At 44.0% G+C, this 11,771-nt stretch carries 9 protein-coding genes; 6 read left to right on the top strand and 3 right to left on the bottom strand.

The window, feature by feature from the left end; genetic code table 11:
* The coding region (locus VF500_RS21375; protein ID WP_330861624.1) for a lactonase family protein at positions 1–1,084 on the bottom strand (1,084 nt) is incomplete at its 3' end.
* Between the two features lie 81 nt (positions 1,085–1,165).
* Positions 1,166–2,623: a pseudouridine synthase gene (locus VF500_RS21370; RefSeq protein WP_330861623.1), complete on the bottom strand. Its 1,458-nt coding sequence runs from the start codon at positions 2,621–2,623 to the stop codon at positions 1,166–1,168.
* 246 nt (positions 2,624–2,869) lie between these two features.
* On the opposite strand from VF500_RS21370, the gene VF500_RS21365 reads away from it, so the two are divergent.
* From VF500_RS21365 to VF500_RS21355, 3 genes are all read left to right on the top strand, one after another.
* Complete coding sequence (locus VF500_RS21365) at positions 2,870–3,640, top strand: lytic transglycosylase domain-containing protein (RefSeq protein WP_330861622.1); 771 nt, start codon at positions 2,870–2,872, stop codon at positions 3,638–3,640.
* 215 nt (positions 3,641–3,855) lie between these two features.
* Positions 3,856–6,702, top strand: a complete 2,847-nt coding sequence (gene uvrA, locus VF500_RS21360; RefSeq protein WP_330861621.1) for an excinuclease ABC subunit UvrA — start codon at positions 3,856–3,858, stop codon at positions 6,700–6,702.
* 92 nt (positions 6,703–6,794) lie between these two features.
* Positions 6,795–8,582 carry a DUF885 domain-containing protein gene (locus tag VF500_RS21355; RefSeq protein WP_330861620.1) on the top strand — a complete coding sequence of 596 codons (1,788 nt, stop codon included), beginning with the start codon at positions 6,795–6,797 and terminating at the stop codon, positions 8,580–8,582.
* A 343-nt stretch (positions 8,583–8,925) separates the two neighbouring features.
* Here VF500_RS21355 and VF500_RS21350 read toward each other — a convergent pair whose 3' ends face one another.
* Positions 8,926–9,810, bottom strand: coding sequence for a UbiA family prenyltransferase (locus VF500_RS21350; RefSeq protein ID WP_330861619.1), 885 nt, complete (start codon positions 9,808–9,810; stop codon positions 8,926–8,928).
* A gap of 132 nt (positions 9,811–9,942) precedes the next feature.
* Here VF500_RS21350 and VF500_RS21345 point away from each other — a divergent pair, with 132 nt between their 5' ends.
* From VF500_RS21345 to VF500_RS21335, 3 genes are all read left to right on the top strand, one after another.
* Entirely contained in the window at positions 9,943–10,470 is a 528-nt protein-coding gene (locus VF500_RS21345) for a YceI family protein (protein WP_330861618.1), read from the top strand.
* A 20-nt stretch (positions 10,471–10,490) separates the two neighbouring features.
* A complete protein-coding gene (locus tag VF500_RS21340; RefSeq protein WP_330861617.1) occupies positions 10,491–11,600 on the top strand; it encodes a type III polyketide synthase in 1,110 nt (369 codons plus the stop codon).
* Between the two features lie 3 nt (positions 11,601–11,603).
* Positions 11,604–11,771: FAD-dependent oxidoreductase (locus VF500_RS21335; protein WP_330861625.1), on the top strand; the 168-nt coding region annotated here is incomplete at its 3' end.

Here is an 11,771-nt window from a genome sequence, read left to right as displayed (position 1 = left end):
TGATACCTGTTTGGGAAAGCTTGCCTGTATTTTGGTCAATTTTAAATACCCACATGTTATCGCTGTTTTGATTGGCCACGATCAGGAATTTACCTGTTGGGTCGATAGCAAAATCGCGAGGATTTTTACCGTAGGTTGATTGGCGCGCTACAAAAGTAAGCAGGCCTGTTTCCTGGTTCACGGCGTAGATATTGATCTCGTTGGTTTCCAAACGGTTTGATGCATACAGGAAACGGCCATCAGGCGACAGGTGGATAGCAGCGCCGGCAGTTTGGCCGCTAAAGCCATCAGGCAGCATAGTGATAGACTGTTTTTGTTTCAGCTTGCCATTATTGTAATCAAATGCGATAACGTTCGATCCCATTTCGGTTACCAGGTAAACGGTCTTTTTGTCGGCCGAAAACTCCAGGTGCCTTGGGCCTTCGCCGGGAGTAACACTTACAAAGGCAGGTGTTGCAGGTACAATACGAGGCTCTTTTGACGGATGGTAACGGTAAATATTTACTTTATCAGTTCCCAGGTCATTATACAACACATATTTTTCATCGGGCGTTAAAACAGCCATGTGCGCATGGGCCGATTCCTGGCGTTCTTTATTTACGCTATGACCATCATCATGTACGGTTTGGATGCCGTTGGCTATTGAGCCATCTTTATTTAAAGGCATTACTGCAACATTGCCACTTGAGTAGTTAGCTATGAGCAGGTTCTTCTGATCTTTATCAACCGAAATATGGCAAGGATCCGCACCCAAAGTTGATTGCTTGTTAATAAAAGTCATTTTGCCTGTTTTAGGCTCAAATGAAAACGCGCTTACCTCGCCTTTGGGTAATTCGTTAACAGCATAGATGAATTTATTATTAGCACTTAGTGTTAAATATGATGGATTATTAACACCATCAATTTCACTAAGATAAGCCAGCTTGCCTGTTTCGGCATAAAAGCGATACACTACAATGCCTTTGCTTTTACCGGTAGTGTAAGTGCCTACCACAAGGTCGAAAGTTTTGGGCCCGTTTTTTTTATTTTGTGCGAATGTCAGTGCCGGTGAAAGCATAGCTATGATCAAAAGAAATTTCTTCATGGTTGATTATTGATGGTTATTGCTGTGCAAGATAACAAAATAGACAAAAAAAATGCCCCGCTGTTTAGCGGGGCATTTTTTTTATTTCATCAGGTGTTTTAACTGAATTACCTCTTTTTCATCGAGATAGCGCCAGCGGCCACGGGGAAGGTCTTTCTTGGTAAGGTTGGCATAAACCACCCTGTCCAGTTTTACTACTTCGTAACCAAGGTGCTCAAACATACGGCGCACAACACGGTTTTTACCGCTGTGGATCTGGATACCAACTTCGCGTTTTGAACCGCCGGTAACGTATGATACCGAATCTGGTTTAATCATACCGTCCTCAAGCTCAACACCAAAGGCAAGTTTGTTCAAATCGCCCTGGCTTAAACTTTTACTTAGTTCAACCTGGTATAATTTAGTGATGCTGTTACGCGGGTGCGAAAGCTTGTCAGCCAAATCACCATCGTTTGTCATTAATAACAAACCGGTAGTGTTACGGTCAAGACGGCCAACGGGATAAATGCGCTCGCGGGTTGCTTTTTCAACCAGGTGCATAACGGTGCGGCGCTCCTGCGGATCATCTGTAGTAGTGATATAATCCTTTGGTTTATTTAATAGTACATAAACCATTTTTTCGCGTTTCAGCGTTTCACCGTTATATTTAATGGTATCTTTAAATGGATCAACTTTGGTACCTAACTCGGTTACCACTTCACCGTTAACAGATACCACACCTGCGGCGATCAGCTCATCAGCTTTACGGCGTGAGCAAATGCCCGCGTTTGATATGTAACGGTTCAGACGGATCAGGCCGTCATCTTCTGATTTTTTAGCAGGAGCATTTTTACGGCCACGCATGGTTTTAGGGGCATCCTGTTGATTTTCCCTGTCATGCGGCCTGTGTGCGGGCCTTTCGCCAAATGGTGATTTCTCTTTAAAACCACCTTCACGTTTTTTAAAGCCGCCTTCAGTTCCCCGTGGTGCAAACTTACGTTCGCCACCTTCGGTTCCTCTTGGTGTAAATTTACGTTCGCCGCCTGCATCACCACCAAAACTTCTTTTAGGTTTGCCCTCAAAGCTTGCTGATGAACGGGTGCGCGGAGATGAGTAAGGTTTCTTTTCGCCCTGTGAATCACCACCGAAGCTTCTTTTCGGTCTTTCGTTATCACCGGTTGTCGGTCTGCCGCTGTAAGGTTTACGCGGGCCGCCGCTGAATGATTTTCTTTCACCAGTGCCGTCGCCGCCAAAATTTCTTTTTGGCCTGTCTTCACCGTCGCCGGTTGGCCTGCCTGAGTATGGCCTTGGCTTAGCGCCCGATCTTTTAGCGCCAGATGATTCACCGCCCCTAAAATTGCTTTTGGGCTTATCGTCACTGAACCTGTTGCTTTGGAATGTTTTTTCCGGTCTGGAAAGTATTTTTTTCTCTCCGTTTGGAGTAGCTTTACCTTTTGGGGTTGATGCTGATTTTTTTGGTCGGTCGTCGGATCTTGAACTCCTTGATGACGACTTTCCGGGTTTGTCGTCGCGACTACCTGCTGGTCTCTTAAATACCATAATTTTTTGTTTAGCGCTTTCGCAGCGTGAGGGTCAAAGTTACGCTTTTTTGCCAATTTTTATCTAAAAAGATCAAAAAAATATCCTCTTGCAAAATCGCCGTTTAAACGCTTTTAAACGCTGTTTTTGAACCGAAAACCACATCTAAAAAAGTTAGCAAAATCCTAAGTATTTGATTATGTGATTCGTATGACATACCTTTGCAGCACATTCTACCAAATGTATAGTTAAATGATAGGAAAAGAAATGATTAAAAAACACTTACTTACGTGCTCCGTAACGCTGGTGCTGGTTCTCATTTCCGAGCTTAATATTTTCGGTAAAATTGTTACCGAAAAAGCTGCAAAAGCAGCGCCTTTAAGCCACCGAACCTCAGATTTTATTTTTCTCAAAAGCACAAAGGCGGTTGCTTACAACTTTGCCAATGAAGCTTTACCAGCTAATGACGAAAGGGTTACCCGTAAACTTAACAAATCGCTCAGGCAGCACGACTATAAAAGTGTGCAGAGCAACATTTTACATCGGAAAGCCGAATTATGGTTCCCGATCATTGAACCGATTTTAAAGTTTTATGGTATCCCTGAAGATTTTAAGTACGTACCCCTGGTCGAATCGGGCCTTAAATCGGGTACATCATCTAAAGGCGCGTCGGGTTTTTGGCAATTTATGCCGGGTACAGCACGTACCTACGGACTAAGAGTAGGCCATGGAGTTGATGAGCGGAAAAACCTTCGCAAATCAACCATTGCAGCCTGCAAGTATATCAAAGAACTATACGATGAATTTAACAGCTGGACACTGGCGGCTGCCGCCTATAACAATGGCTCGATCAAATTAGCGCGTGCCATTAATAAGCAAAATGAAGATAACTACTTCCGCATGAAGCTAAACCGCGAAACCGGTTCATATGTTTACAAGCTTATTGCCATGAAAGCAGTTATTGAGCAGCCAAAGCAGCACGGATATGATAATTATTTTTATATCCCGCCTGCATCACAGTTGCTGGCAATTAATTAATGGCAGGTAATCATACTGTAAATTAATTAAAAGATTACATTACGGAGCACTTTGAGGCCGGTCATCCAGGATGGATGATCGGCCTTTTTTGCTTATATTTGTAGCAAACTATTGATGGTTTAAGCCAAAAATTTTAGGAAAACAGCAATTTGTAAAAATCTGGTAACTATAATAATTAGCTTCAAACAATGTCAATAAATGCATATTAATAAAGTATGAGTACAAAACCTCTTGTTGATCTGGGCGAGCAAAGTGAAGTTGAAGTTTATGGTGCCCGGGTGCATAACCTGAAAAATATAGATGTTTCGTTTCCGCGTAACCAACTGGTGGTAATTACCGGGCTGAGCGGCAGCGGCAAATCATCACTGGCATTTGATACTATTTATGCCGAAGGTCAGCGCCGTTATATGGAAACATTTTCGGCTTACTCGCGCCAGTTTATGGGTGGGATGGAAAGGCCCGATGTGGATAAGGTATCTGGCCTTAGCCCGGTTATTGCCATTGAGCAAAAAACTACCAGCAAAAACCCGCGCTCCACTGTAGGTACTATTACCGAGATCTACGATTTTATGCGTTTGCTTTTCGCCCGTGCCGGCGATGCTTACTCTTACACCACCGGTGAGAAGATGGAGCGGATGAGCGAAGACCAGATCCTGAAAACCATCAGCGAAAAATTTGACGGGCAGCCGGTTAATATCCTGGCCCCGGTAGTAAAGGCACGTAAAGGTCACTACCGCGAATTATTCGAATCGATCCGTAAGCAGGGCTTTTTAAAAGTTTGGGTTGATGGTGCCATTGCCGATGTTGAATCCAAAATGCAGGTTGATCGCTACAAGATCCACGATATTGATATTGTGGTTGACCGTTTGGAAGTAAGCGAAAAAGATAGCAAGCGCTTATACACCTCCGTTCAGCAGGCTTTAAAAATTGCCAAGGGCATTATCCGTATTGCCGATAAAGACAATAACGTATCCTATTATAGTAAATACCTGATGGACCCGGTTTCGGGCATCTCGTATGATGAACCGCAGCCAAATACTTTTTCGTTCAACTCGCCTTACGGCGCCTGCGAAAAGTGTAACGGCCTGGGTTATATTTTTGAGGTTGATGAGGCTTCGGTGATCCCTAACCCAAAACTGAGCATCATGAACGGCGGTTTGGCCCCTATTGGCGAATACCGCGAAACATGGATCTTCCAGGTGTTGAAATCGCTGGCAAAAAAATATGAGTTTTCGCTGTCAACCCCTATCGAAAAGCTAAACCGCGATCAGCTGGATATGATCCTGAACGGCGCGCCCGAAACACTGAGCGTTGCCGTTGAATATAATAAATGGAATGTTCAAAGCTACCAGATCACGTTTGAAGGTATTATCCGCATGCTGGAAGAACAGCAGGAACGCCGTAACGATGAAGGTATGGACGATATGGAGAACTATCGTGTACTCCGTACCTGCCCGGTTTGCGAAGGTGCAAGGCTCAAAAAGGAGTCGCTGCATTTTAAGGTAGATAATAAAAACATCTTCGAGCTGGCTTGTATGGATATCAACCACCTGCAGGAATGGTTTGATGGTTTGGAAGATAGGCTTAACGAACGGCAGAATGTTATCGCCAAAGAGATCCTGAAAGAGATTCGCGCACGGATCGTTTTCCTGCTTGATGTTGGCTTGAGCTATTTAACGCTTGATCGTACAGCCAAAACCCTTTCGGGCGGCGAGGCGCAGCGCATCAGGCTGGCCACACAAATAGGCTCGCAGCTGATGAATGTGATGTATATTTTGGATGAGCCAAGCATCGGATTGCACCAGCGCGATAATGAGCGGTTGATCAACGCCCTCAAAAACCTTCGTGACTTAGGTAATACAGTATTGGTAGTTGAGCACGATAAAGATATGATACTGGAAGCCGACCATGTAATTGACATGGGCCCGGCGGCAGGTGTACACGGCGGGCAGGTTGTTGCCCAGGGCACACCAGCCCAACTCATGAAGGAGCATACGCTCACTACATCATATATTAATGGCGAACGCGAGATAGCAGTTCCTAAAAAACGCCGCGAGGGCAATGGCAAAACCCTGAGCCTGAAAAAAGCCACCGGCCATAACCTGAAGAAAGTATCGGTTGATTTCCCGTTGGGTAAACTGATCGGTATAACCGGGGTATCGGGCAGCGGTAAATCAAGCCTGATCACCGAAACTTTATACCCTATCCTGAACCATCATTTTTTCAGAGCGAAGAAACAACCATTGCCTTATGAAAAAATTGAGGGATTGGAGCATGTTGATAAAGTAATTGAGATAGATCAAACGCCTATCGGTCGTACGCCGCGTTCAAATCCGGCTACTTATACCGGTGTGTTTTCAGATATCCGCAATTTGTTCGTGGCATTACCTGAGTCAAGGATCAGGGGGTATAAGCCCGGTCGTTTCTCGTTTAACGTAAAAGGCGGTCGTTGCGAAACCTGCCAGGGCGCAGGCATGAAGGTAATTGAAATGAACTTTTTACCCGATGTACAAGTACCCTGCGAAGAGTGCGGTGGCAGAAGGTACAACCGCGAAACGCTGGAAGTACGCTACCGTGGTAAATCCATCAGTGATGTGCTGGATATGAGCATTGAGGATGCTACACCATTTTTTGAGCATATCCCGGCCATCTACCGCAAGGTGAAAACTTTGAATGATGTAGGATTGGGCTATATCACTTTAGGCCAGGCATCAACCACACTATCGGGCGGCGAAGCGCAACGTGTTAAACTGGCTACCGAGCTATCCAAAAAAGATACCGGTAATACCTTTTATATACTGGACGAGCCAACCACAGGTTTGCACTTTGAAGATATCAACGTATTGTTAGGCGTGCTTAACCAACTGGTTGATAAAGGAAACACAGTTTTGGTTATCGAACATAACCTCGATGTTATCAAAGTGGTTGACCACGTAATAGACCTTGGCCCTGAAGGTGGCTCAGGCGGTGGTAATATCCTCTTCTCCGGCACACCCGAAGGGTTGTGTAAAGTAAAGAACAGCTTTACCGGGAAGTTTTTGAAAAAGGAGATGGGGTTGTAAGCATTAAGAACTATAATTTGCTGAAGGAGATTTGTCAATAAGATAAATCTCCTTTTTCTTTTTATTAGCTTTATCGTTTAATCAACACCCTCATGAAAAAAATATTACTCATGCTATTTATAGCAGGTTCATTTGCAGCCTGCAATCAGCCTAAATCAACCGATACCGGCAGCAGCATCCCGGCCAATAAAGATCTGGCAAAAGTTTTTGAAGATTATTTCCAGGATGGCTTAAAGCTTTATCCCTTAAATGCCACTTACATTGGCGACAGACGTTACAACGATCTTTTACCTAACGATGGCTCGGCAGAGTTTTTGAAAAAGGCTTATGATTATAACTCGGTTTACCTGTCGAAAGTGAAAAACTTTGAAAGGGCGGAGCTAAATACTGACGACCAGTTATCCTACGATATTTTTACTTACGAGGTGCAGCTGTCGCTTGATAACTTTAAGCACCATTTTGAGTACATGCCTTTTAACCAGTTTTATGCCCTGCCAATTACCATGGGGCAGTTGGGTTCAGGTTCGGGCGCACAGCCTTTTAAGTCGGTTGTTGATTATAACGACTGGCTGAAACGTTTATCGGCTTTCCAGATCTGGGCTGATACTGCTATCTCTAATTTTAACAAAGGGATTAAAACGGGTGTAGTATTGCCAAAATCACTGGTTGTTAAAATGATCCCGGAGATGCAGGACCTGGTTTCAAAAGATGTAGAGAAAAGCTTATTCTATGGACCGGTTACCAACATGCCCAAGGATTTTTCTGACGCGGATAAAAAACAATTAACTGAAGCCTATAAAAAAGCTATCACTAACATCGTCAACCCAACGTACCAAAAACTGGCCGATTACCTTAAAAACGAGTATCTGCCACATGCGCGCACCACTTCAGGTTTTTCTTCATTGCCAGATGGTACAGCTAAATACACCTACTTAGTTAAACAGCAAACCACTACCGATAAAACCCCTGAAGAGATTTATCAACTGGGTCTAAAAGAAGTTGCCCGCATCCGTGGATTAATGGATAGCATTAAAACCAGCGTAGGCTTTAAAGGCGACCTGAAAGCGTTTTTCGAATACATGAAAACCGACCCCAAGTTTACGCCTTATAAAACACCGAAGGATGTGCTTGATGCATTTGAAAATATCCACAAGCGTATGGAGCCCAACCTGAAGAAAATGTTTAACCATGTGCCTAAAACGCCATTCGAGATCAGGCAAACTGAGGCTTTCCGCGCGGCATCGGCCAGTGCAGAATATAACCAGGGTTCGGCAGATGGTACCCGTCCGGGTATTTTTTATGTACCGATACTGGATGCTACCAAGTTTAACACTACATCGGGTATGGAGTCATTGTTTTTGCATGAAGCTATTCCTGGTCACCATTACCAGATCTCGTTGACCCAGGAAAATGCGTCCTTGCCAAAGTTCCGCCGATTTGACGGTGGAGAGACTGCATACGTAGAAGGCTGGGCGCTATATTGCGAATCGTTAGGTAAAGAGCTTGGTTTATATACCGATCCATACCAGCATATGGGTGCCTTAGGAGATGAAATTCACCGCGCTATTCGTTTAGTGGTTGATGTGGCCATCCATACTAAAGGCATGACCCGTGAGCAGGCCATTAAATATATGATGGACAACGAAGCCATCAGTGAACAAGGTGCTACCGCCGAAATTGAGCGTTACATGGCTATCCCGGCTCAGGCATTAAGCTATAAAATAGGCGCACTCAAGATCCGTGAGCTGCGTACCAAATACGAGAAACAATTAGGCAGCAAATTCAATATCGCTGAGTTCCACGACCAGGTATTGAAAGATGGTGCTATGCCAATGGCAGTTTTTGAAGCGAAGATGGACGCCTGGGCTGCTAAGCAGTAAAGGAAAGGAACGAAGCAATCCCAAACTATGCAGAGGATTGCTTCGTTGTTTATTCTTATCAAGATAAAAATCCTCTTGTCATGCTGAGTAGATAAAATCCGGAGACTTTTAAGTGGAAAATGACATTTGCACCTTTTGTCATGCTGAGGTACGAAGCATCTTCTTCGCCCTATATAGCGGCCGTGTTTGTTGAAGAAGATCCTTCGTACCTCAGGGTGACAGTTTTTTTAATTATGTCATGTTGAGCGATAGCGAAACATCTTCTTCGATAAGCATAGCGAACTTACAGGGCGAAGAAGATCCTTCGTTCCTCAGGATGACAAAATCATGATAACATTTTCCTTCAACTAAACACCGCCAGCACTCCAAAATAAACCAGCATACAACCCGAGCTGATGAAATTCATGAGCATTGCATTTTTAAAGTTAGCATTGGCTGTCGACTTGCCCACCTTATAAAACCAGTAGTTGAAAAAAATGAATATCGGCGCAGCACATACCAGGAAAAAGTAAAAGTTAAGCATCATGCCGGCCAAATGCCAGTAGTAATAAGATAAAGCTATTCCCATCGCAAACAATATCCCCGAAAAAATAAAGGAGCCTTTGTAACCTAAAACGATACTGAGCGTTTTATCTCCCCGCCTGCCATCTTCCTCATGCTGATAAACCTGGGTTAGCGGATATGATGCCCCGATAAGGCAGGAGCTAATGGCACCCGGAATAATTAAGCCTAAATCCCAGTGACCGAACAAGCTTGTCCCGGTAAGGGCGGTGTAGGTAGTATAATAAATAAAACATCCCTGGAAAATAAATACCGTTAAAAAGCTGATGATAGGATATTTCTTTAAGCGGGTAGCCGGGTGGCTGTACAGTTTTGACATGATGCCATAAATGAGTACCGCAAAGGCAAATTCCCAACTAATGATAAAGCCAAGCAAAAACGCAACTGCTTCCAGTAAAATAGAAAAATAATACAGGCTGATATCCACTTCGGGAGGTTTGGCTAACAGGGCAATACTATCTTCATCCTTATCAAAATAACTGTTGTAGCCGTTACTGGCCGGGAACGCAAGAAAATGCCAGACGAAAAACACGAGTACTGCTGTTGAAATTTTCACCGTATCGGCCTGGCTAAAGGCAAACAGGTACACCGGTAGCAAAAAAACAGAAAACACAAACCGCAAATGTGCCAATGCCGACCGGGTAGGAATAAATTGTTTAAATTTCATCGTTGCTGTTTTGCTGGTAAATACTCTCAAAAGCAACTTATAGTTGCCCCGGTAACGTTATAAACTTACAACCTTTAATATAAAAAATTGTACAGCATAAATTATTATGTTTGGAAACAACGTTAATGTAACATGAATAAGAAAATTTATATAGCTGCACTTTTAATTTTCGCGGCCACAGCGGGCTTTGCGCAAACAGTAACCAAATCAGATGTTAGCTTTAAGATCAAAAACCTGGGTTTTAATGTGGCAGGCACCTTCAGTGGTTTGCAGGCTGATATCAAGTTTAAACCCAATGACCTGGCCGGCAGCTCTATTGAAGCATCCGTGGCTTCAAGTACCGTGAACAGTGATAACGAAAGCCGTGATAACCACCTTAAAAGCGAGGATTATTTTGATGTGGCTAAATATCCCAAGATCACGCTGAAGTCTGTTTCATTTAAACGTAAAAGCGGGAGCAACTATACCGGCAATTTTAACGTAACTATAAGAGATAAAACAAAGTTGATTGAAATACCTTTTACCTACGTGGAAACGGGTAATACCGCTCAGCTGAAAGGAAGCTTTCTGATATTAAGGACGGATTTTGGCATAGGCGGCAAAAACCTGATCCTTTCAAATGAGGCTAATGTTTCGGTTGAGGCGGAGATCAGCAAATAAAACAGGTTTAACTATTTTTAATGGAGAGTTGCATCAGTGCTATCGGGATAGCAAATCCCGCCAATCGTATTACCCAGCAAGATATTTACCATTTCATGGCTAATGCCTTTGGATTGGATGCAACTAATGCCGCGAGGTTAAAAGGGATCTATGACCATTCGGGAATTGATTACCGCTATTCGGTGATCCCCGATTTTGGCTACCGCGATCCTGCAGATTTTACCTTCTTTGAGCAATCGGCAGGACTTGAGCCATTCCCCGATACGCAAAAACGGTTAAAACTTTACGAAAAAGAGGCCATTGCTATAGCGGTAGATGCAGCTAAAAACTGTCTTCAAAATTTCGATGATGACATCACCGGCAGCATCACTCACCTGGTAACTATTAGCTGTACGGGTATGCATGCGCCGGGTATTGATATTGAACTGGTTGACAGGCTGCAGCTAAACCGGGATACCGAACGTACTTGTATCAATTTCATGGGTTGTTACGGCGCTATAAACGGCCTCAAAGTAGCCGACTACATTTGTCGCGCCGATGCCGATGCTAAAGTGCTTGTAGTAAGTGTGGAGCTTTGCACCCTGCATTTTCAAAAAGTGAATACCCTGGATAACTGGGTTGCCAACTCCTTATTTTCGGATGGTGCAGCAGCAGTACTGGTTGAAAATACGGCTAACCGCTTGGGTAATGGCCGTTATCTCTCACTCAAAAATTTCTATTCGGAGTTTGTTACCGAGGCCCGCAATGAAATGGGCTGGTATGTAGGTAATACCGGCTTTGAAATGAAGCTTACCTCCAAAGTATCCAAACAGATCAAAAAACATATAAAGGCGCTTACTGACCGATTTCTGTTGAAGGCAAAAACCTCAATGGGAGATATCACGGCTTACGCCGTCCATCCCGGAGGGCGTACCATTTTAGAGGCCGTTGAAGATGCATTGGAGCTTCCTGAAGAAAGCAATGCTTTTGCCTACCAGGTTTTGCAGGAGTATGGTAACATGTCGTCAGCTACAATCTTGTTTGTGCTGGATAAAATGCTGAAGGCCGGCAATTTGATTGATCATAAGATCCTGAGCTTTGCCTTTGGGCCGGGTTTAACTGTTGAAGGGATGATACTTGAAATGCATTAAGCCATGAGCGATGTAATTGTAATAGGCGGCGGCCTGGCCGGATTGTTCAACGCCATATTGCTGAACCGTGCCGGGCTTAAGGTTACAGTCGTCGAAAAGAAGACCTACCCCATGCACCGCGTTTGCGGCGAATACATCTCCAATGAGGTGATTCCTTTTCTGTCTTCGCTT

Origin of the sequence: Mucilaginibacter sp. (assembly GCF_036383575.1) — a bacterium.
In the GTDB taxonomy this organism is placed as follows: domain Bacteria; phylum Bacteroidota; class Bacteroidia; order Sphingobacteriales; family Sphingobacteriaceae; genus Mucilaginibacter.
The sequence above is the reverse complement of the archived record's forward strand: the minus strand, read 5'-3'. Positions and strand labels throughout refer to the sequence as shown.

Excerpts from the sequence above, each read along its gene's own strand:
- VF500_RS21370 (WP_330861623.1), bottom strand. The coding sequence starts at position 2,623 with ATGGTATTTAAGAGACCAGCAGGTAGTCGCGACGACAAACCCGGAAAG.
- VF500_RS21365 (WP_330861622.1), top strand. The coding sequence starts at position 2,870 with ATGATTAAAAAACACTTACTTACGTGCTCCGTAACGCTGGTGCTGGTT.
- uvrA (WP_330861621.1), top strand. The coding sequence starts at position 3,856 with ATGAGTACAAAACCTCTTGTTGATCTGGGCGAGCAAAGTGAAGTTGAA.
- VF500_RS21355 (WP_330861620.1), top strand. The coding sequence starts at position 6,795 with ATGAAAAAAATATTACTCATGCTATTTATAGCAGGTTCATTTGCAGCC.
- VF500_RS21350 (WP_330861619.1), bottom strand. The coding sequence starts at position 9,810 with ATGAAATTTAAACAATTTATTCCTACCCGGTCGGCATTGGCACATTTG.
- VF500_RS21345 (WP_330861618.1), top strand. The coding sequence starts at position 9,943 with ATGAATAAGAAAATTTATATAGCTGCACTTTTAATTTTCGCGGCCACA.
- VF500_RS21340 (WP_330861617.1), top strand. The coding sequence starts at position 10,491 with ATGGAGAGTTGCATCAGTGCTATCGGGATAGCAAATCCCGCCAATCGT.